Annotated in this window: 20 protein-coding genes; 15 read left to right on the top strand and 5 right to left on the bottom strand. The window is 38.7% G+C overall.

The window, feature by feature from the left end:
* Positions 1–51 precede the first annotated feature (51 nt).
* The 5 genes from ACJG85_RS12005 to ACJG85_RS11985 all read right to left on the bottom strand — a co-directional run bounded on the left by ACJG85_RS12005 (position 52) and on the right by ACJG85_RS11985 (position 4153).
* A complete protein-coding gene (locus ACJG85_RS12005; RefSeq protein ID WP_409678640.1) occupies positions 52–426 on the bottom strand; it encodes a DUF4258 domain-containing protein in 375 nt (124 codons plus the stop codon).
* Positions 427–490: 64 nt separating this feature from the next.
* On the bottom strand, positions 491–1684 hold the full coding sequence (locus ACJG85_RS12000) for an alanine dehydrogenase (protein WP_409678643.1): 1194 nt from the start codon (positions 1682–1684) through the stop codon (positions 491–493).
* Positions 1685–1749: 65 nt separating this feature from the next.
* Positions 1750–2157, bottom strand: a complete 408-nt coding sequence (gene tsaE, locus ACJG85_RS11995) for a tRNA (adenosine(37)-N6)-threonylcarbamoyltransferase complex ATPase subunit type 1 TsaE (protein ID WP_412476505.1) — start codon at positions 2155–2157, stop codon at positions 1750–1752.
* A gap of 90 nt (positions 2158–2247) precedes the next feature.
* A complete protein-coding gene (locus ACJG85_RS11990; protein ID WP_412476504.1) occupies positions 2248–3801 on the bottom strand; it encodes a PglZ domain-containing protein in 1554 nt (517 codons plus the stop codon).
* Between the two features lie 148 nt (positions 3802–3949).
* Positions 3950–4153, bottom strand: coding sequence for a YgaP family membrane protein (locus ACJG85_RS11985; protein WP_409678651.1), 204 nt, complete (start codon positions 4151–4153; stop codon positions 3950–3952).
* 132 nt (positions 4154–4285) lie between these two features.
* Here ACJG85_RS11985 and ACJG85_RS11980 point away from each other — a divergent pair, with 132 nt between their 5' ends.
* From ACJG85_RS11980 to ACJG85_RS11910, 15 genes are all read left to right on the top strand, one after another.
* Positions 4286–4918, top strand: a complete 633-nt coding sequence (locus tag ACJG85_RS11980; RefSeq protein ID WP_409678654.1) for a Crp/Fnr family transcriptional regulator — start codon at positions 4286–4288, stop codon at positions 4916–4918.
* Between the two features lie 126 nt (positions 4919–5044).
* A complete protein-coding gene (locus ACJG85_RS11975) occupies positions 5045–6463 on the top strand; it encodes an MBL fold metallo-hydrolase (RefSeq protein ID WP_412464315.1) in 1419 nt (472 codons plus the stop codon).
* Between the two features lie 9 nt (positions 6464–6472).
* The gene (locus ACJG85_RS11970; protein WP_409678660.1) at positions 6473–6676 is read left to right on the top strand and encodes a hypothetical protein; all 204 of its coding nucleotides are present in this window, start codon (positions 6473–6475) and stop codon (positions 6674–6676) included.
* Positions 6669–6971, top strand: a complete 303-nt coding sequence (gene trxA, locus ACJG85_RS11965; protein WP_409678663.1) for a thioredoxin — start codon at positions 6669–6671, stop codon at positions 6969–6971. Before ACJG85_RS11970 ends, trxA begins: the two co-directional genes overlap by 8 nt.
* A gap of 12 nt (positions 6972–6983) precedes the next feature.
* Positions 6984–7253 carry a heavy-metal-associated domain-containing protein gene (locus ACJG85_RS11960; protein ID WP_409678666.1) on the top strand — a complete coding sequence of 90 codons (270 nt, stop codon included), beginning with the start codon at positions 6984–6986 and terminating at the stop codon, positions 7251–7253.
* The gene (locus tag ACJG85_RS11955) at positions 7250–7456 is read left to right on the top strand and encodes a DUF6132 family protein (protein ID WP_409678669.1); all 207 of its coding nucleotides are present in this window, start codon (positions 7250–7252) and stop codon (positions 7454–7456) included. Before ACJG85_RS11960 ends, ACJG85_RS11955 begins: the two co-directional genes overlap by 4 nt.
* A complete protein-coding gene (locus ACJG85_RS11950; protein ID WP_412464312.1) occupies positions 7449–8048 on the top strand; it encodes a class I SAM-dependent methyltransferase in 600 nt (199 codons plus the stop codon). Before ACJG85_RS11955 ends, ACJG85_RS11950 begins: the two co-directional genes overlap by 8 nt.
* Before the next feature lie 87 nt (positions 8049–8135).
* The gene (locus ACJG85_RS11945) at positions 8136–8336 is read left to right on the top strand and encodes a hypothetical protein (RefSeq protein ID WP_409678674.1); all 201 of its coding nucleotides are present in this window, start codon (positions 8136–8138) and stop codon (positions 8334–8336) included.
* 111 nt (positions 8337–8447) lie between these two features.
* Entirely contained in the window at positions 8448–10046 is a 1599-nt protein-coding gene (locus ACJG85_RS11940) for a hypothetical protein (RefSeq protein ID WP_412476503.1), read from the top strand.
* 139 nt (positions 10047–10185) lie between these two features.
* Positions 10186–11493 (top strand): TolC family protein, encoded by a 1308-nt coding sequence (locus tag ACJG85_RS11935; RefSeq protein ID WP_412476502.1) that lies wholly within the window; start codon positions 10186–10188, stop codon positions 11491–11493.
* Between the two features lie 46 nt (positions 11494–11539).
* Positions 11540–12628: an efflux RND transporter periplasmic adaptor subunit gene (locus ACJG85_RS11930; protein WP_412464309.1), complete on the top strand. Its 1089-nt coding sequence runs from the start codon at positions 11540–11542 to the stop codon at positions 12626–12628.
* 40 nt (positions 12629–12668) lie between these two features.
* The gene (locus ACJG85_RS11925; RefSeq protein ID WP_412476501.1) at positions 12669–15878 is read left to right on the top strand and encodes an efflux RND transporter permease subunit; all 3210 of its coding nucleotides are present in this window, start codon (positions 12669–12671) and stop codon (positions 15876–15878) included.
* 16 nt (positions 15879–15894) lie between these two features.
* Entirely contained in the window at positions 15895–16200 is a 306-nt protein-coding gene (locus ACJG85_RS11920) for a hypothetical protein (RefSeq protein ID WP_412476500.1), read from the top strand.
* A 12-nt stretch (positions 16201–16212) separates the two neighbouring features.
* Positions 16213–16398, top strand: a complete 186-nt coding sequence (locus tag ACJG85_RS11915) for a YgaP family membrane protein (RefSeq protein ID WP_412476499.1) — start codon at positions 16213–16215, stop codon at positions 16396–16398.
* 109 nt (positions 16399–16507) lie between these two features.
* Positions 16508–18547, top strand: coding sequence for a M13 family metallopeptidase (locus ACJG85_RS11910; RefSeq protein WP_412464305.1), 2040 nt, complete (start codon positions 16508–16510; stop codon positions 18545–18547).
* The last annotated feature ends 24 nt before the right edge of the window (positions 18548–18571 follow it).

The raw sequence follows: 18571 nt of genomic DNA, 5'->3' as shown, positions 1-18571 counted from the left end.
ACATAAAAAAAGGGTTGTCATTTCGACAACCCTTTTTTTATTATAATAAGCTTACTTTTTTGTAATGTCTTTTAAAACAGCTTTGTTTGAATAGTTAATGACTTTTAAAATGATAGGCAGATTCTTTTTGGTTTTCCCTTCTATAATATACACTTTTCCGCCTTCTAAGGGTTTGTTACTTACATCAAAATCTACATCACCGTGGGTTAGTGTGGCTTTGATGTCGGCTGTGTCAACCCATTTCTCATTCAATTTTTTGGCAGCCAAACTATCGTATTGAAAGGGTTTGTTCCGTAAATCGTTCAGCACTCTGGCGTTGGGGAAATAATTGCAACGGGTATCTTTGCCGCTCCATACTAAGACCACAAAAAACATCCCGATACTAAAGCCTACCAAATAGTAAGCAAATCGTTGATAAAACTTCATAATTGATTCTTTTCAGCAAAAGTAATCAATGTTAGAGTTACAGTAAATAGTGTAGCGGATTATTTTAAAAGACAATCAGGTTAATGTCATTATCCGGTAAGTTGAACCAGTCGCCTATGGCTTTGTTGGTTAAAATACCGTGGTAAAGGTAAACACCGTTTTTTAGGCCTTTATTGCATCGGATAGCGCTTTCCAATCCGCCGTCTTCCGCAATTTGCAGCAAATAAGGTGTAATGATATTACTAATCGATAAAGAAGCTGTTTTAGAATAACGCGAAGGAATATTCGGCACACAATAGTGAATCACGTTGTTTTTGATAAAGGTTGGCGATTCGTGTGTAGTTACTTCCGAAGTTTCAAAGCAACCACCGGTATCAATACTAACGTCTACGATAACCGCGCCTTTTTTCATGTGTTCCACCATGGTTTCGGTTACTACTACCGGACAGCGGTCTTTACCGCGCATGGCACCAATAGCTACATCGCATCTTCTTAAAGCTTTGAGTAACGATTTGGGTTGTATGGTAGAAGTAAAAATTCTTTGGTTCAAATTGTTTTGTAAACGACGCAATTTGGTAATAGAGTTGTCAAATACTTTGACATTGGCTCCTAATCCTAAGGCTGTTTTAGCCGCAAATTCACCTACCGTTCCGGCCCCTAAAATGACTACATCGGTTGGCGGTACTCCGGTAATGTTTCCTAATAGCAATCCTTTACCGAATTCGTTATTAATCATCAGTTCGGCAGCAATTAAAACAGAAGCTGTTCCGGCTATTTCGCTTAACGATTTTACAGCAGGGTAGGAGCCGTCTTCGTCTTTGATGTATTCAAAGGCCAAAGCTGTTACTTTTTTCTTGGACAGCGCTTCAAAATATTCTTTTTTCCGGGTTTTCAATTGGATGGCCGAAATGACAATCGCATTTTGGTTCACCATGCCGATTTCTTCCATCGTTAACGGTTCAACCTTCAGAATCATCGGGCAACTGAACACTTTTTTGGTATCGTTAGTAATGATGGCACCTGCATCACTAAACTCTTTGTCGGTGTAACTCGAACTCAATCCGGCTCCGGCTTCAATCATTACTTGGTGTCCGTGTGAGGTTAGTGAATTCACCGCATCCGGCGTTAAGCAAATACGTCTTTCTTGGTAAGAAGTCTCTTTGGGAATTCCTATGAAAAGGTCGCTTTTGTGACGAAAGATTTCTAACTTTTCCTCTTGCGGCAGCAATTGTTGCTTGGTGAATGGGGTTAACGACATAACGGAACAATGAATTTAGCTCGAAAGTACGAAAAAAATAGCAATGTCAATAGCAAAAATCAATATCAGCTCAATCTCAAAATCCTTTTGCCGTCGGGTGCTGTTGTCAGGTCTATAGTCGAATAGTCGTCCGGAAGTAAATTCGGAATCTTTTCGGCCCATTCGATAAAGCACCAATGTCCGGAATACAAATACTCCTCGATGCCCATATCTAAGGCCTCGGCTTCCGATTTTAATCGGTATACATCGAAGTGATAAATATATTGCCCACCATCGGCTTGGTATTCGTTTACCAGTGAAAAGGTCGGACTGCTGGTAGCATCTTTTACACCCAAAGTTTTCGCTAAAGCTTTAATCAAAGTGGTTTTGCCCACGCCCATTTGACCATTAAAAATAATCACTTTGTGTGGGTTTTCGTCTATGATTTTTTGGGCAACTTCTTGTAACTCGTCTACTGAAAAGATGATTTCCATTATTATGATTTTGGTACTAAATTAGAGGCCAATGCGCCTGCCGGCTCCTTCGCTAAAATAGTCTACCAGACTGTTTTTTAACGCTCGGCCCTATTTCGGGTTAAACACTAAAAACGGTACAATCATTTCTTCTAACGAAATACCACCGTGTTGGTAAGTATTGCGGTAGTAACTTACATAATGATTGTAGTTGTTTACATAGGCCAAAAATAAGTCATTCTTAGCAAAAATGTAAGAACTACTCATGTTAATCGTAGGCAAACCTATTTTCTTCGGATCTTTTACAGCGTAAACGTCTTTGTCTTCATACGTCAAACTGCGACCGGTTTTGTAGCGTAAGTTCAAACTGGTGTTTTTATCGCCAATCACTTTCGAAGGATTTTTAACGTTGATAGTACCGTGATCGGTGGTGATGATTAACTTAAAGCCTAATTTTTGTGCTTGTTGGATGATTTCCAATAAAGGCGAGTTTTTAAACCAACTTAATGTAAGCGAACGATAAGCTTTATCATCGGAAGCCAATTCTTTTACTACATCCATTTCGGTTTTGGCGTGTGATAACATATCCACAAAATTGTACACTACAGTAACGAGTTGGTTGTCTTTAAGAGCCTTAAAATTATCAGCTAATTTTTTGCCACCGGCCAAGTTGGTTATCTTGAAATAATCTTGTTTGATGTTCAGACCCAAACGCTTTAAATGTGCCGTTAAGAATTCGGCTTCGTGTAAGTTTTTGCCGCCTTCATCAATGTCATTTTTCCAAAATTGCGGAAACTGCTTTTCCATCTCCAACGGCGTTAATCCGGAGAAAATAGAGTTTCGGGCATATTGTGTGGCAGTTGGTAAACTGGCGTAATACGGGATTTCTTTTTCCAATTTGTAATGATTGGACACTACACTTTCCATAGCTTTCCATTGGTCGTAACGCAAATTATCAATCACCACAAACAAAACCGGTTTGTCTTTTTTAACCAATTCCGGCACCACCAATTCTCTGAAAAGGGTGTGCGATTGTATGGGTTTATCGGCCTTGGGATCAAACCAACTTTCGTAATTGCGCTCTATAAATTTACCGAATTGTACGTTGGCTTCTACTTTTTGACTTTCCAAAATTTCAAACATGCTTTGGTCGTTGATGTTTTCCAATTCCAATTCCCAAAACAATAGTTTTTTATATAGCTCAACCCAATCTTCGTAGCTGTTTACCATAGCCAATTCCATGGCAATTTTGCGGAACTCTTTCTGGTAATCCAAAGTGGTTTTCTCCGAAATCAATCGCGAATGGTCGAGGTTTTTTTTCAAGCTCAACAAAATCTGATTCGGATTCACAGGCTTAATCAAATAATCGGCAATCTTAGACCCAATGGCTTCTTCCATAATGTATTCTTCTTCACTTTTGGTGATCATAATTACCGGTGTAGAAGATTTTTTCTCTTTCATTTCCGACAAGGTTTCCAGTCCGCTCATTCCGGGCATGTTTTCATCCAGGAAAACGATGTCAAAATTACCGTCTTCATAAGCATCTATGGCATCTCGACCGTTGTTATAAGTGGTAACGTGGTAGTTTTTACTTTCTAAGAATAAGATATGCGGTTTGAGCAAATCAATCTCGTCATCCACCCAAAGTATTTTGATTTTATCCATGTTTCGTAGTTATTTTTGGTGCAAATTACTATTTATAAAACGCAGTAGTATTAAAATTATTATAAAATAGCGAAATCTTTTTTCAAGTAATTCCTAATAAAAAAAGTGCTGTTTTTGGCAGCACTTTCAATTGGCACAAATAACAAAATTACTTGGTTTTACAAGTATTGATTCCTAATAATGGATAAAGCGGACAAAAACTAACCAAACTGGTTAGTAAAAATATGGCGCCAAAAGCCAATAATACATAGCTCAGAGTTCCGGTAACGTTACCCGAAAAATACAAATAAGCAAAAACAGCAGCCAAAATGACTCTGATGGCTCGGTCTAAAGTTCCCATGTTTTTTTTCATGATTTTTATCTAAAGTATTGGTTAATAGTTTATGAATGAATGGTAAATTTAAAAATGATAAATTTCATGATTAATGATCTTTATCATATCCTTTTTTAGTCGAAATTTACAAAACCATAAACAGACAATCTTATGACAGATATTCTCAAAGAAAACTACGGATTTATTTTTGAAGAAAAATTACTTGAAGAAATTGCTCAAGTTTCTACTTTAAGAACCTTTGAAGAAGGTGACATATTGATTGATTTTGGCGACTATATTAAGTTTATGCCTTTATTGATTTCAGGCGCTATTAAAATTCTTCGAGAAGATTTTGATGAAGGTGAGTTGTTACTTTATTTTCTGGAAAAAGGCGATACTTGTGCCATGACTATGGCTTGTTGTTTGGGCGAAACCAAAAGTGAGATTCGAGCGGTAGCCGAAACCAAAGGTGAAGTTGTCATGATACCCGTAGCCAAAATGGAAGAATGGTTGGGCAAATACAAAAGTTGGCGCAACTATGTTTTTAACAGTTACAACAACCGTTTGAAAGAAATGCTGATGGCCATCGACAATTTGGCCTTTATGAATATGGATGAACGGCTTTACAATTATCTGCTCGATAAAGCCCAAATCAATAAAACCGATTTTATTCAAAACACCCATCAGGAAATTGCGTACGACTTGCACACTTCGCGAGTGGTGATTTCCCGATTGCTGAAAGCTCTGGAAAACGAAGGAAAAATCAAACTCCATCGCGCTTCCATAGAATTGGTTCGTGGCTAGTTTTTGCTGTGTAACTTTTGATACCGACTAATGCTTTTTTAGGTTCTAATTTTGTAATCGATTAACTGATAATTATCATTTCCATTCTTAGCTTGGAAAGATACTTTTGAGGTAAATCTGAAAAACATGAAACTAGAACAAATTTATACCGGATGTTTGGCTCACGCAGCCTATTATTTAGAGTCCAATGGCGAAGCTGCCATTTTTGATCCTTTGCGCGAAGTACAGCCTTATATAGATCGCGCCCAAAAAGACAACGCCAAAATTAAATACGTTTTTGAAACGCATTTTCACGCCGATTTTGTGTCGGGACACTTGGATTTAGCAAAAAAAGAAAAGGCCGTAATTGTTTACGGACCAACCGCTAAACCGGGTTTTGAAGCTTTAGTTGCCAAGGATAACCAAGTTTTTGATATCGGAAAGTGTACAGTAAAAGCCATTCACACGCCCGGGCATACCATGGAAAGCACCACTTATTTAATCACCGATGAAAACGGAAAAGAACACGGGATTATTACCGGCGATACTTTATTCATTGGCGATGTTGGTCGACCTGATTTGGCACAACACGTAGTAGCCGATTTGACTCAAGACAAGTTAGCCCGTTTGTTGTACCATTCATTGCGGGAAAAAATTATGCCTTTATCCGACGATTTAATTGTTTATCCAAATCACGGTGCCGGAAGCGCTTGCGGGAAAATGATGAGCAAAGAAACCACCGATACTTTAGGCAATCAAAAAAGAACCAATTACGCTTTGAATCCGAAATTAACGGAAGACGAATTTGTGTTGGCGCTGTTGACAGGCTTAACAACACCTCCGGCTTATTTTCCTAAAAATGTATTGATGAACATTCAAGGATATGAAAGTTTAGATACTGTAATCCATCGTGGTCAAAAGCCTTATGATGCTAAATCATTCGAAATGGTAGCCAATGAAACCCAAGCCTTACTCTTAGATACCAGAAAAGCAGCTGATTTTGCCGCTGGTTTTATCCCGAACAGTATCAATATTGGTTTGGAAAGTAATTTTGCCATGTGGGTTGGTGAATTGATTCCCGATTTGCAACAAGAGATTTTATTAATAGCCGAAAATCATGATAAAGTGCAAGAAGCTATTATTCGTTTGTCGAGAGTAGGTTACGATCACACCATCGGTTATTTGGAAGGCGGATTTCAAGCTTGGGTGAATGCCGGAAAAGAAGTAGATACCGTGAACAGAATTACAGCGGATGAATTGGCTATTTTAGAAGAAATTCATCTGACACCAGTTTTTGATGTAAGAAAGAAAAGCGAATTCGATTCAGAACATTTAGTCAACGCTATCAACATTCCTTTGAATGAAATTAACCGGCATTTATCGGTCTTTCCTAAAGATCAGCATTTTGTTTTACATTGTGCCGGTGGTTATCGCAGTATGATTGCTGCTTCTATCTTGAAGCAAAGAGGTTACGATAACTTTGTAGATGTTATTGGCGGGTTTAATGAAATTAAACTGACCCATTTGCCGGTGACCGATTACGTTTGTCCTACCACTTTATTATAATTTTTTGCAATGAAAAGAATATTGTTTTCCAATTGGCACTTAATGCGTTATTTCAGGCTGACGTTTGCTTTGTTCTTGTTCTTTCAAGCCTATGAAACCCAACAATGGTTTTTTGTTGCCTTTGGTATTTTCTTTTTATTTCAGGCAATTTTCAATTTGGGTTGCGGACCTAATGGCTGTCAGGTAAATTATAAAAATCAAAAAGATGAATAGTAGTTTCGACCAATTAATCCATTCGGATAAACCTGTTTTAATCGACTTTTACGCTACTTGGTGCGGTCCGTGTCAAATGCTTGGGCCTATATTAAAAGAAGTCAAAGACCGATTAGGCGAAAGGGTTTCCATCATTAAAGTTGATGTGGATAAGAACCAAGAATTGGCTGCTATGCAACAGGTTCGCAGTGTGCCGACGATGCTGTTGTATCAAAACGGTAAGCTCCTTTGGCGACAGTCCGGAGTAGTATCTAAAGAAGATATTATCAAAACCATACTCGATAAATCCATTTAACCATTCTTCAATATGGAACAACAATTTGAAGTTGAAAATATCAAATGCGGCGGTTGCATGAACAGCATCAAAACTGCCTTGTTAAAAATAGAGGGTGTTATGGCGGTAAACATCAGCAAAGAAATTGATACGATTACCGTTGCAGGTACTGCAAATCGTGAAGTGATAGTAGAAAAACTCAACGATTTGGGATATCCCGAAAAGGGCAACAACACGTTAATTCGCAAAGCCAAATCGTATGTGAATTGTGCCATTGGCCGAATGTCGGAAACTGAATCATGAGTAAAAGAGATTTGATTATTACTGGTGTTGGCGTTATTATTGGTGCAGTGGGCGGTTATGCTTATTATCATTTTATTGGTTGTGCCTCAGGAACTTGTCCTATTACTTCCAAACCATTGAATGCCACTTTGTACGGCAGTTTGATGGGCGGATTATTGTTCAATATTTTTATCCATAACCAAAAAAATAGTAGTCATGATTAATTTTTGGGACCAGCGTTATGCTGAAGAAGAATATGCTTATGGTTTAGAGCCGAATGTGTTTTTCAAAAATACCGTAGGTAAAATTCCAAAAGGAAAATTGCTTTTTCCGGCTGAAGGCGAAGGTAGAAATGCCGTTTTTGCTGCCCAGTTGGGACACGAAGTTTATGCCTTTGACACCAGTATAGAAGGTAAAATAAAAGCCGATAAATTGGCCGAAAAGTATGGCGTCAACATCAATTATAAGGTTGGTGATTTGGTAGCATTAGACTATCCTGAACAGTATTTTGATGCTTTAATTTTGATTTATGCTCATATTCCGACTACCATACGAACCGCATTTTTCAATCATTTACTTCACTTACTTAAACCTAATGGTCAAATTATTTTTGAAGGTTTCAGTTTGGAACAACTCAATTTCAAATCAGGTGGTCCTAAAAGTATTGACATGCTTTTTTCGGAAGAGCAAGTAAGAAGTGATTTTCCTAATGTGATTTTCGATTCCATAACCACGGAAACCATCAACCTCGAGGAAGGAAAATACCATCAAGGCTTAGCTTCTGTAGTGCGCTTTACGGCCAAAAAGTTAAGTTAGTTTTAAGTTAATTTTTTGGCTATCAATTATTTTAAATAGTACATTTGAATACTGTTAAACAGATAAACCCTTAAAATACTTATAAAAATGAAAAAATTAGTTTCCGCATTAGCCGCAGTAGCACTTTTGTTCTCTATGACTGTAAACGCTAACAATGGCGAGCCAAAGCAAAAAAAGAAAAAAGCAAAAACTGAAAAATCTTGCTCAACTGAAGAGAAGAAAGAATGCAGCACCGAAAAAAAAGCCGGATGTTGTGCTTCTAAAAAAGCTGAAGAGAAAAAAGCTTAATGCTTTTTTTAACAGACCATTAAACGCTTCCCAAAAGGAGGCGTTTTTTTGTAACAAATGTTGCAATCTACTCTTGGAGAATGTTTTAGCTTTGAGAAAATATTTTTTCAAATGAGAATACTTTCCTCCATTTTACTGTTGATTTTTACCAATAGCCTTTTTTCACAATCCTCTTTCAATTATCAGGTGCAACTTAATCCTGTTACCATTTCCAATTTTCCGGGCCTTCATTCGTATGCTTTTGGCCAACACGATGGAAAATGGTTAATCATTGGAGGAAGAGTAGATGGCATCCACGCTCGTCAACCCTTCAATGCTTTTCCGGCTTCTAACAATAATACGAATGTTTATGTAGTTGATGTGGTGGCTAATCAATTTTGGTCGGCTTCGGTTACAGCTTTGTCAACACCGCTAAAAGAGCAACTGCAAGCGACCAATTTCAATTTCTATCAAGATGGTGATACACTCTATATTCTTGGTGGCTATGCTTTTTCTGCTACAGCCAATGATCACATCACTTTTGATAAATTAACGTCAATAAATGTTTCGGGTTTGATCAATGCTATTATCAATGGCACTGTCATTACGCCTTATTTCAAGCAAATCACCAATGCCGATTTCGCCATCACCGGCGGACAGCTGGGTAAAATTAATGATACTTTCTATTTGATTGGCGGTCATCGTTTTGACGGAAGATACAATCCGATGAACAACCCAACATTCACCCAAACTTACTCAAATCAAATTCGAAAATTTGCTATAGATAATTCAGGTGCTCAGTTGAGTATTTCGAATTATGAAGCTGTGACTGATGCAGTACATTTGCACCGACGCGATTACAATTTGTTACCGCAGATTTTTCCCGACGGTTCACAAGGATACACTATTTCATCGGGTGTTTTTCAAATTAATGTTGATTTACCGTTCTTGTATCCGGTAGATGTTAAGGCAGAAGGCTATTTTCCGCAAACATCTTTCAACCAATATCTGAGCCACTATCATAGCGCCAAATCATGTTTGTATGATGCCACAGAAAATCAAATGCATAACCTCTTTTTCGGCGGTATGAGTCAGTACTACTATAACGGCACCACTTTGGTACAAGACAATAATGTTCCTTTTGTTAATACCATTAGCAGAACAACTCGTTTTGCTGACGGTTCATTGCAAGAGTTCCAACTTTCTGAAACCATGCCGGCTCTAAAAGGAGCAAGTGCCGAATTCATTCCGAACAAATCGCTACCGCATTACAGCAATGAAGTGATTAAGTTACATGAAATTACGGTTAACGAATTTGTCATTGGTCATATCGTTGGTGGTTTGACCAGTTCGAGTGCTAATCCTTTCTCAGTCAATAATACTGCCTCTACCAGTGCAAATGCAACTATTTATGAAGTTAAACTCATCCGAAATTCGCCTTTAGGTGTGCAACCTATTGAAGGTAAAAATCCTTTTTCGATGACAGTTTCGCCCAATCCAACCGACAGTAGCACTGTGAGAGTTCATTTTAATATGCCTTATACCACGAACATCGATTATTTTGTTTCAGGTATGGATGGTAAAATCATCACTGACGGCGAGATTGAAAATGCCCAACAAGGCGATAACAGCATGAATTTTGAATTGGATGGTATTACAAACCAAACCGTTATCATCACTTTTATTTTCGACAATAAGTACTATGTGTCTCAAAAAGTGATAATGAAATAAAATATATCATTACCACTTTACTATGAATGCCTGAGTTATACGGCATTCTTTGTTTTCCTACCTCTGTAACAATTGTAACTGTACACGCTTTTTCACCGTTCTATTTTTGCTTCATAATTCAGATAAAAAAGACATGAATATGAGCAAGCTATTAGTAACACTCGGGTTTGTATTCCTTACTGCTTACGGATTCAGTCAAGATACGTTGACCATTTCCAAAAGTGATTTGAGACAAAAACTCGCTGACAAAAATCTGCAACTCCAAATTGCCCGTAAAAATTATGAATCGGCCAAAGCAGATTACCTACAATCGAATGCACTCTTTTTGCCCAACATTTCTCTTTCATACACCGGAATGGCAACTACCAATCCGTTAATGGCTTTTGGTTCCAAATTGAATCAGGAAATCTTAACCCAATCCGATTTCAATCCTGCCTTGTTAAACGATCCGAAAACCACCCAAAATTTCGCTACAAAAATCGAAATCCAACAACCGTTATTCAATATGGACGGAATTTTCGGGAGACAAGCTGCTAAAGCCAAAATGGAAGCTTTTCAATTGCAAACACAACGTACTGAGGAGTATTTAGCCTTAGAGGTTTCCAAAGCGTATATGCAACTGCAATTGGCTTACAAAGCGCTAAATGTTTTGGAGAAAGCGGAATCCACAGCCAAAGCCAATTTGAAGCTGGTAGAAAACTATTTCAAACAGGGCTTGTTGCAAAAAACGGATGTATTAAATGTGCAAGTTCGTGTGAATGACATTTCGAATCAACGGCAATACGCCAAGAGTAATGTTCAAAATGCTTCGGATTATCTGGCTTTCTTAATTAATGAAGATGGCCAAGGCAAAACCTTTAAACCCTCGGAAGCTTTGGATAATACAATCAAAGTTGAAGTTGCCGATTGGCAATTCTCAGACAATAGAAAAGACCTACAAGCGATGCAAAAATCTTCAGAAGCGTACAAAAAAATACTAACGATGAGTAAAATGAGCTTCTTACCAAGATTAAACGCTTTCGGAAGTTACGAGTTATACGATAGTCAGTTTTTAGGAACAGCAGCTAAAGGCTATTTGGTTGGCGCGCAATTGTCGTGGCATGTTTTCGACGGCTACAAATCCATCGGGAAATATGACAAAGCCAAAGCCGATTTTCAAAAAGCAAGCCTCGAAAAGGAGCAATACAAAAAGCAAAGCCAACTCGAATTCAACAAAACCAATCGCCAACTAAAAGACGCCGAAAATAAAGTCAGTTTGTCACAATTAGCCTTCGAACAAGCAAAAGAAGCGTATCGCATTCGCCAAAACCGATTTGCTCAAGGCTTAGAAAAAACGACCGATTTACTGGTTTCCGAAACCCAAATGATTCAGAAAGAATTGGAGCATTTACAAGCGGTTTTTGAATACCAATTTACACAGGAGTATTTACAGTTTTTGAGTCGATAAAATTCAATGTCAATAACAATATCAAATTCAATAAAAATTAGAAATGATGAAAAAATATAGTTTACTACTAACCGCGCTGACTTCCGTTTTTATGCTTAATTCTTGCGGAAAAGACCGAAAAGAAACGGCTGATAATACACCGGCTATTCCGGTAAAAGTGAGTGGAAATTCAGTTTCAACTAACCCTTCTTTTGTAACGGCCAGTGGTAAAATCGAAGCCGAAAACAGCGCTAATGTCAGCACCCGAATGATGGGTTATGTGACCAAAGTGCATGTGAAAGTCGGACAAAAAGTCAATGCCGGTCAACTTTTGGTCAGCATCAACAACACCGACTTACAAGCGAAAAAAGCCCAAGTTGACGCTTCTATCTTGCAAGCTACTGCGGCTTTTAACAACGCTAAAAAAGATTTTGAAAGATTCACAGTTTTGTTCAACCAACAAAGTGCTTCTCAAAAAGAGTTAGACGATATGACTTCGCGCTACGAAATGGCCAAAGCCGGATTGGAAGCCGCCAAACAAATGCGAAACGAAGTCGTAGCGCAATTCGGTTACAGTAATATTACCGCACCGTTTTCCGGAGAAGTGACCAACACCTTTGTCAAAGAAGGCGACATGGCTAATCCGGGATTGCCGCTGGTAAGTATTGAAGGCGCTTCCCGTTTGCAAGTGACCGCGATGGTTTCGGAAAGCGATATTGCGAACATTCAAAACGGAATGTCTGTGAGTGTTTTAGTAAAATCGATCAACAAAGCAGTAACCGGAAAAGTGACTGAAGTGAGTAGTTCGGCTAAAAATACCGGCGGACAATATTTGGTAAAAATCAACTTAACCCAAACCGACAAAGCCATTTTATCCGGCATGTTTGTGAATGTACAATTTCCGTTAGCTAACAAAACACTAACTACTGTTACAACTGATAAAGTTTTAGTACCCGAAAGCGCCTTGGTCAAACAAGGTCAACTCGTCGGAATTTACACAGTCGGAAACGGGAATACAGCCATTTTAAGATGGTTGCGCATCGGTAAAACTTTTGGCAATCAAGTAGAAGTATTATCAGGCTTATCATCTGAAGAATCATACATCGTTTCGGCAGAAGGTAAATTATTTAACGGTGCTAAAATCAGTGTTCAATAACAACTTTAAACTTTGAACCTTAAACTTTTAAACTAAAATCATGCAAGAAGGTATATCAGGTAAAATTGCCCATTTTTTCATCAATTCGAAGTTAACGATACTGTTAATGGTTGGATTAATGATCATTGGTGTATACAGTTCGTTTCTGATTCCGAGAGAAGAAGAACCGCAAATTAATGTGCCGATGGCCGACGTAATGGTAGGTTATCCGGGTGCAAGTCCGAGTGAAGTGGAAAGTCGAGTGGTTAAACCGTTGGAGAAAATCATTTCCAACATCAAAGGCGTAGAACACGTGCACAGTATGGCTATGAACGGTCAAGCGATGTTGATTGTTCAGTTTTATGTTGGGCAAGATGTGGAACGCTCGTATGTGAAATTATACGACGAGTTGGCCAAACACGAAAATCTATTCCCGCAAGGCGTGTACAAACCGATGGTGAAAACGCGTTCTATCGACGATGTTCCGATGTTGGGACTAACATTATGGAGCGAAAAATTGAACGATTTTGAAATCCGTCAAATTGCGGAAGAAGTGACTTCGGAGATTGAAAAAGTCAAAGATGTGGCCATCACCAAAGAAATCGGCGGCCGAAATCGCGAAGTTAAAGTGATTTTAGACAAAGACAAAATGGCCGAGAACGGTGTGGATGCTTTGGGCATCATGCAAATGATTCAAGCCAACAACGGCAGTTCGCAATCGGGTAGTTTTGTTGCAGCCGATAAAGAATATTTGGTAACCACGGGTGAGTTTTTACAAACCGCCGAAGATGTCGAAAACTTGGTAGTGGGCGTCAATGCCAATCTACCTGTGTATTTAAAACAAGTGGCTTCGGTTCAAGATGGACCTTCAACACCAAGAAGTTACGTGTCTTTCGGATACGGTAAAGCCAACGAAAAGTTTGCTAAAAACAATTCGGAATATCCTGCCGTAACCATTTCAGTTGGTAAGGTAAAAGGTGCCGATGCGATGAAAATTTCCGAAAAGATTTTGGAGAAAGTCGACCATTTAAAACAAACCTTAATCACCGATGATGTTCATGTAGAAGTTACCCGTAACTACGGCGAAACTGCTTCGGATAAAGTTGGCGAGTTATTGTTACACTTAGGCATTGCGATTATAGCCGTTACCATTTTGGTGATGTTAGCCATGGGCTGGCGCGGTGGTTTGGTGGTTTTTTTCTCAGTGCCACTGACCTTTGCTTTAACGTTGTTCGCTTATTATATGCTAGGCTACACACTGAACAGAATCACCTTATTCGCCTTAGTTTTCGTTGTTGGGATTGTGGTAGACGACAGTATCATCATCGCCGAAAACATGCACCGTCATTTCAAAATGAAGCGACTGCCGTTCAAACAAGCCGCCATTTATGCGATTAACGAAGTCGGGAATCCAACCATTTTAGCCACGTTCACAGTTATTGCGGCCATTTTACCGATGGCGTTTGTATCCGGAATGATGGGACCATACATGAGTCCGATGCCGATTGGTGCATCGATTGCCATGTTGTTGTCGTTGTTTGTGGCATTGACTGTTACACCATATTTGGGTTACCATTTGTTGCATGAAAAGGAAGCACAAGAACACAAAGCCGAGCAAGGACTTGAAACGTCATGGATTTACAAAATCTACAGCAAAATGGAACGTCCGTTTTTGGAAAGTTCTAAAAAACGCCGTTTGATGTTAGGGATAACCGTATTGCTACTTTTGGGTTCGGTGTTGATGTTCTTTACCAAATCGGTAGCGGTGAAAATGTTACCATTTGACAATAAAAATGAATTTCAAGTCGTAATAGACATGCCCGAAGGAACGACTTTAGAAAGAACTGCGGCGGTGACTCAAGAAATTGCACAATATCTTTCTACAGTTCCGGAAGTTGTGAATTACCAAAACTACATTGGGACTTCGGCTCCGATTACGTTTAACGGTTTGGTCCGTCATTACGATATGCGTGGCGGTAGCAATATGGCGGATATTCAGGTGAATTTGTTGCATAAGGAAGACCGTGATTTACAAAGTCACGACATCGCTAAAATCGTTCGTCCCGAAGTGCAGAAAATTGCTAAAAAGTACGGCGCTAACGTAAAAATTATCGAGGTGCCACCCGGACCGCCGGTGTTATCGACTTTAGTAGCCGAAATTTACGGACCTGATTACAAGGAGCAAATTAAAGTCGCCAACCAAGTCAAAAATATCTTAGAAAACACCACCGATATCGTAGATGTGGATTGGATGACCGAAGACAATCAAACCGAATACCGCTTGGAAGTCGATAAAGAAAAAGCGATGTTAAACGGAATTGCGCCACAGCAAGTAGTAGGTAATTTGACCTATTTATTGAAAGAATATCCGGTGTCTAATTTATACGACGAACATTCCAATGATAATGTGGGCATCGTATTGGCTTTGGATGATAAAGATAAAACGAGTTTACAAGACATTCAAAGCTTAAAAATCAAGGGCAGTCGCGGCAATGTCGTTCCGGTAAGTGATTTGGTAAAAGTGGTACAAGATACTTTGGAAAAAACCATTTACCGCAAAGACCAGAAAAGAGTCGTGTATGTAACAGCTGATATGGCCGGCGCATTGGAAAGTCCGGTGTACGCCATTCTAGGGATGAATGAGAAGTTACAAAAAATGCAATTGCCGCAAGGATATAAAGTCAACGAATTGTATATGGAACAGCCTTCGGATGAAAGTGACTTTACCGTAAAATGGGATGGCGAGTGGCAGATTACTTTGGAAGTATTCCGCGATTTAGGAGCGGCTTTCTTAATCGTAATTGTCATCATTTACATGTTGATTGTAGGTTGGTTCCAAAACTTCAAAACGCCTATGGTAATGATGATGGCGATACCACTTTCTTTAGTCGGAATCGTATTAGGACATTGGATGTTAGGTGCTTTCTTTACCGCAACTTCTTTTATCGGAATGATTGCTTTGGCGGGTGTTATGGTACGAAATTCAGTGTTGCTCATCGACTTTATCGAAATCCGTTTGAACGATGGTATTCCTTTAAAGCAAGCCATTATCGAAGCCGGAGCGGTTCGGACTACGCCAATCTTATTAACGACTGGTGCAGTAGTTATCGGAGCTTCCATCATCTTATTTGATCCGATATTCCAAGGTTTGGCGATTTCGTTAGTGTTTGGGGCGATAGTTTCCACTTTACTGACCTTGATTGTGGTACCGTTGATTTACTATATCACTGAGAGAAAAAAATGGAAATCAAAATTCACTGAAAAACAATAACTTAAACATTGAACAGATGAAACTTTTAATCATAACTGCCATAGCCGAATTTGAAAATGAGGTAAAGCAAATTTTAAAAAAGGCAGCCGTAAAAAAATACTCTTATAATCCGGTAACGGGTTTTAGAGATGCCACTGAGGAAGATCTCGAATCAAATTGGTTCGGAACGGAAATGACCCAAAACGAGTCTTTGATGTTTTATGCTTTTACTGAAAATGAGAATGTTGCTATTGTTTGTGATACCGTAAAGGCATTCAATGCTTCTCAGGAAACCATGTCAAACATTCATGTAGCTATACTCGACATAGAAAAAACTAACTAAAAAAAAGATACTATGAAAAACAGAATCATTAGAGCTGTTGCAGGAACTTTTATCTTAATCAGTTTATTATTGGCGATTTATGTCAATCAAAATTGGTTGTGGTTCACCGCTTTTGTCGGTGTTAATTTACTGCAATCTTCCATTACCAAATGGTGTTTGATGGAAGATATACTGACGAAATTAGGCGTCAAAGATTAAAATTAAGCCACCTTCGGGTGGTTTTTTTTATGCTTCATTTTACCAAATGCATTACATTTGGTAACATTTTATTTAAAATGAAGTCCAATAGCCATTTAAAAACGATACTATGAAATTACTAACCAAACTAACCATAGGTTTATTTTCAGCTGCTTTATTGGTAAGTTGTAACCAAAAGGAAGCCGATTTTATTGATCCTTTGGTAACTAACCGAGATACGACTGTCAATCCGGGTGATGACTTTTTTATGTATGCCAACGGCAGCTGGTTCAAGCGAAACCCGATTCCGGACAGCGAAAGAAGTAACGGAATTTTCAGAACGATAGGCGATACTATTAATTCTCAAATCAAACAAATTTGTGAGAAATCGGCTAAAATGACCGACGCACCCAAAGGCAGCAACGAACAAAAAATCGGAGATTTTTATGCTTCCGGTATGGATACTTTACAGATTGAAAAATTGGGGTTATCGCCACTGCGAGCTGATTTAAATAAAATCAAAGCCATCAACGATGTTCCTTCTTTATTAAATACTATTGCCTATTTGCATACTATCGGAGCCAATCCGGCCTTTTCGTTATATGTGGGTCAAGATGATAAAAACAGCGCTAAATACGCTGTGTTTTTGGGACAAGGCGGATTAGGATTGGGCAATCGCGATTATTATTTTAATACTGATAAGGAAACAGTAAACATTCGCGCTGAATACGTTAAGCATTTAGAAAAAATGGGGCTTTTAATGGGGAAATCACCGGAAGTGGCCAAAGCCAATGCTGCAGTAATTATGAAGTTGGAAACCGAATTGGCGCAAAACTCCCGTAAGTTAGAAGCACTTCGCGATCCGATTAAAAATTACAACAAAATGGGTATAAGCCAAATCAATGCGGCTACTCCTAATATAGACTGGAAAGTAATGACGGCTAACATCGGAATCAAAAATGCCGATACCGTTATTGTAGGTCAACCTGAGTTTTACAAAGCCTTAAACCAAATGGTGAAAAGTTATACCATTGAGGATTGGAAGACTTATTTAGAATGGGATTTGGTGAATTCGTATGCTTCGTATTTACACAATGCAATTGAGAAGCAAAACTTCTATTTCTACTCAACTGTTATGAGTGGCGTGAAAGAACAAAAGCCGCGTTGGAAACGTATAGTAGAGCAAACCGATGGTGCTTTAGGTGAACTAATCGGACAAGTATATGTAAAAGAGTATTTGCCGGAAGGTTCTAAAGAAAAGCTACTCGAAATCGGAAACAACATTAGAACCGTTTACGCCGAACGTATTAAAAAACTCGATTGGATGAGTGAGGAAACCAAGAAAAAAGCGCTTTACAAGTTGAGTAAAATAGTCATGAAAGTGGGTTATCCCGATAAGTGGAAAGACATGAGTAGCGTAAACATCAATAGAGGAACATATCTGGCGAATGTAATGGCCACCAATAAATGGGCGATTAAAGAAATGGTTTCCAAATTTGGCAAACCGGTTGATCGCACCGAATGGGGCATGTATCCGCAAACTTATAATGCTTATTATAGTCCGAGTAACAATGAAATTTGTGTGCCGGCTTGTAATATTTTAGTGCCTGGTTTCGAGGGTAGAATGCCGGATGATGCTGTACTGTACGGCATAATCGGAGGTTCAACTTTCGGACACGAAATTACGCACGGATTTGATGATCAGGGTAGTCAATATGATGAAAAAGGAAATCTAAACAATTGGTGGACTGCAGAAGATTTGAAAAAATTCAAAGCCAAAACTAAATTGATAGTTGAGCAATTCAGTCAGTATGAAGCCTTACCCGGAAAATTTGTGAATGGTGATGCTACACAAGGAGAAAACATAGCCGATTTAGGTGGTGTAGTTATGGGATTTGAAGCTTTTAAGAAAACACCTCAGTATCAAAACAAGCAAAAAATCAGTGGTTTAACTCCGGAACAACGTTTCTTCTTAGCTTATGGTTATGCTTGGATGGTTAACATTAAGCCTGAAGCTTTAGCCAATCAATTGTTAACCGATGTGCACGCTCCTGCGAAGTTCAGAATTAATGGGCCATTGCAAAATAATCCTGATTTCCATAAAGCTTTCAATATTAAACCGGGCAGTAAAATGCGAAGACCTGATAATCTGAAAGTTGTTATTTGGTAAAAATTAAAATCCCTAATCGAAAGA

This window comes from Flavobacterium mekongense, assembly GCF_047038255.1.
Classification (GTDB): Bacteria; Bacteroidota; Bacteroidia; order Flavobacteriales; family Flavobacteriaceae; genus Flavobacterium; species Flavobacterium mekongense.
The sequence above is the reverse complement of the archived record's forward strand: the minus strand, read 5'-3'. Positions and strand labels throughout refer to the sequence as shown.

Bases quoted from the DNA above. Each gene is read 5' to 3' on its own strand.
- ACJG85_RS11935 (WP_412476502.1), top strand. From the start codon at position 10,186: ATGAGCAAGCTATTAGTAACACTCGGGTTTGTATTCCTTACTGCTTAC.
- ACJG85_RS11985 (WP_409678651.1), bottom strand. From the start codon at position 4,153: ATGAAAAAAAACATGGGAACTTTAGACCGAGCCATCAGAGTCATTTTG.
- ACJG85_RS11930 (WP_412464309.1), top strand. From the start codon at position 11,540: ATGAAAAAATATAGTTTACTACTAACCGCGCTGACTTCCGTTTTTATG.
- ACJG85_RS11925 (WP_412476501.1), top strand. From the start codon at position 12,669: ATGCAAGAAGGTATATCAGGTAAAATTGCCCATTTTTTCATCAATTCG.
- ACJG85_RS11950 (WP_412464312.1), top strand. From the start codon at position 7,449: ATGATTAATTTTTGGGACCAGCGTTATGCTGAAGAAGAATATGCTTAT.
- ACJG85_RS11960 (WP_409678666.1), top strand. From the start codon at position 6,984: ATGGAACAACAATTTGAAGTTGAAAATATCAAATGCGGCGGTTGCATG.
- ACJG85_RS12005 (WP_409678640.1), bottom strand. From the start codon at position 426: ATGAAGTTTTATCAACGATTTGCTTACTATTTGGTAGGCTTTAGTATC.
- ACJG85_RS11990 (WP_412476504.1), bottom strand. From the start codon at position 3,801: ATGGATAAAATCAAAATACTTTGGGTGGATGACGAGATTGATTTGCTC.
- ACJG85_RS11975 (WP_412464315.1), top strand. From the start codon at position 5,045: ATGAAACTAGAACAAATTTATACCGGATGTTTGGCTCACGCAGCCTAT.
- ACJG85_RS11920 (WP_412476500.1), top strand. From the start codon at position 15,895: ATGAAACTTTTAATCATAACTGCCATAGCCGAATTTGAAAATGAGGTA.
- ACJG85_RS11915 (WP_412476499.1), top strand. From the start codon at position 16,213: ATGAAAAACAGAATCATTAGAGCTGTTGCAGGAACTTTTATCTTAATC.
- ACJG85_RS11910 (WP_412464305.1), top strand. From the start codon at position 16,508: ATGAAATTACTAACCAAACTAACCATAGGTTTATTTTCAGCTGCTTTA.
- ACJG85_RS11980 (WP_409678654.1), top strand. From the start codon at position 4,286: ATGACAGATATTCTCAAAGAAAACTACGGATTTATTTTTGAAGAAAAA.
- ACJG85_RS11970 (WP_409678660.1), top strand. From the start codon at position 6,473: ATGAAAAGAATATTGTTTTCCAATTGGCACTTAATGCGTTATTTCAGG.
- tsaE (WP_412476505.1), bottom strand. From the start codon at position 2,157: ATGGAAATCATCTTTTCAGTAGACGAGTTACAAGAAGTTGCCCAAAAA.
- ACJG85_RS11945 (WP_409678674.1), top strand. From the start codon at position 8,136: ATGAAAAAATTAGTTTCCGCATTAGCCGCAGTAGCACTTTTGTTCTCT.
- ACJG85_RS11940 (WP_412476503.1), top strand. From the start codon at position 8,448: ATGAGAATACTTTCCTCCATTTTACTGTTGATTTTTACCAATAGCCTT.
- ACJG85_RS12000 (WP_409678643.1), bottom strand. From the start codon at position 1,684: ATGTCGTTAACCCCATTCACCAAGCAACAATTGCTGCCGCAAGAGGAA.
- trxA (WP_409678663.1), top strand. From the start codon at position 6,669: ATGAATAGTAGTTTCGACCAATTAATCCATTCGGATAAACCTGTTTTA.
- ACJG85_RS11955 (WP_409678669.1), top strand. From the start codon at position 7,250: ATGAGTAAAAGAGATTTGATTATTACTGGTGTTGGCGTTATTATTGGT.